Here is a 1,439-nt window from a genome sequence, read left to right as displayed (position 1 = left end):
CTAGTCATTGGGTGTTCCTATAGTTTTGTCAACCGTCGGGGCTACTCCCGGTAGGGCACCCGGTCGCGCATCACGGCGTATATCGCCCTGAGCCGCTTCCTCGCGACGGCCTTGAGCGCCCGCCCGTGCCCCATGCCCCGCGCCCTGCAGGCCCGGTAGTACTCGCCGTAGCGCCCCGAGGACCTCACCAGGCTGTTGCACGAGAAGATCAGCAGGGACTTGAGCCTCGCGTCGCCGCGCCTGGACGCCCTGACCGACCTCACCGACGTGCCGGAGCTCCTCACCCTCGGGGCTATGCCGCAGTACGAGGCCAGGTGGTCGTGGTCCGGGAACCTCCCGATGTCGACCGACACCGCGAGCTGCGCCGCGGTCCTCGGGCCGATGCCGGGCACGGTGAGCAGGCACGCGTAGGTCTCGTCGCCCTCGAGCAGCGCCGCCGTCTCGGCCTCGAGGGCCCCGGCCTCGTCGAGGGCCTCCGATATCCGGGCGGCCAGGAACCTGACCTGCCTGTTCTCGGCCTCGACGAGCGCCGGCGGGGGCGCGGTGGAGGCGGCCGCGGCCTCCCCGGCGGCCTCGGCCCGCGGGCCCTCGGCCCCGGAGCGGGCGATTCCCCACGCCCCGCCGAACCCGGCGAGCAGCTCCAGCCACCGCCGGTCCGACAGGTCGACCGCGGCCTCGAGGGCCGGGCAGGACTCGAGCAGCACCGCGCGCAGGCGGTTCTTGTCCCTGGTCGCGCAGGCGACGACGTGGTCGCGCTGCGAAGAGAGGGCGCGGGCGGCCTCGAGGGCCTCGCCGCGGCCCGGGACCCCCGACAGGGAGTCCGGCACGCCCAGGGCGGTCCGCGCGATCACCGCGGCGTCGCGCTCGTCGGTCTTGGCCTCGCCGGCGAACAGGCCCGCGGCGCGGCTGGCGGCGAGGCCGGGCAGGTAGGCGACCCCGAGCCCCGCGGCGCGGGCCCGCCTCACGGCGAGGGACCCTATGTTGCGGAACTGGTCGACGACGACGAGCGTGCCGGCGGGCGCGGAGGCGAACAGCGCGTCGAGCTCGGCCTCCCTGTTGCGGACGGGGGCGCTGTCCAGCACCTCCCCGTCGCGGTCGATCAGGCAGGCCCAGTGCGACGACTTGCCGACGTCCAGGCCGAGCACGGCCGCGGGTCTGGTGGATGGCGCTTTCACGGTGGTATCCTTCCGGTAGTCGTTCGACCGGATGGCCTCCCCCTCGGCACTCACATTACCAGCCGCGGCACCTGCCCGGCACTTTCCTATCAGCCGTCGGGGGCGGCGCGCCCCGCGCCGGCAGCACCCAACGGGCCCTCTCGGGGCAGGGACGTTCGGCCGTGCGCGGGCGCCCGGTCGGCGGCCCGTCCTGGGCGCGCCTCAATCGTAGCCCGAGACGGTCCCGGGCTGACAATTTCGACTGTAATGGACGTTCTTAAACGA

General features: G+C 73.7%; 1 protein-coding gene. It reads right to left on the bottom strand.

Annotation, left to right across the window (positions count from 1 at the left end; all coding sequences use genetic code 11):
• Window positions 1–41: 41 nt before the first annotated feature.
• The gene (locus AAAX59_RS09650) at window positions 42–1,175 is read right to left on the bottom strand and encodes an IS110 family transposase (RefSeq protein ID WP_349071606.1); all 1,134 of its coding nucleotides are present in this window, start codon (window positions 1,173–1,175) and stop codon (window positions 42–44) included.
• Between the last annotated feature and the right edge of the window lie 264 nt (window positions 1,176–1,439).

It is taken from the genome of Collinsella sp. CLA-ER-H2, from assembly GCF_040092405.1.
Classification (GTDB): Bacteria; Actinomycetota; Coriobacteriia; order Coriobacteriales; family Coriobacteriaceae; genus Collinsella.
The sequence above is the reverse complement of the archived record's forward strand: the minus strand, read 5'-3'. Positions and strand labels throughout refer to the sequence as shown.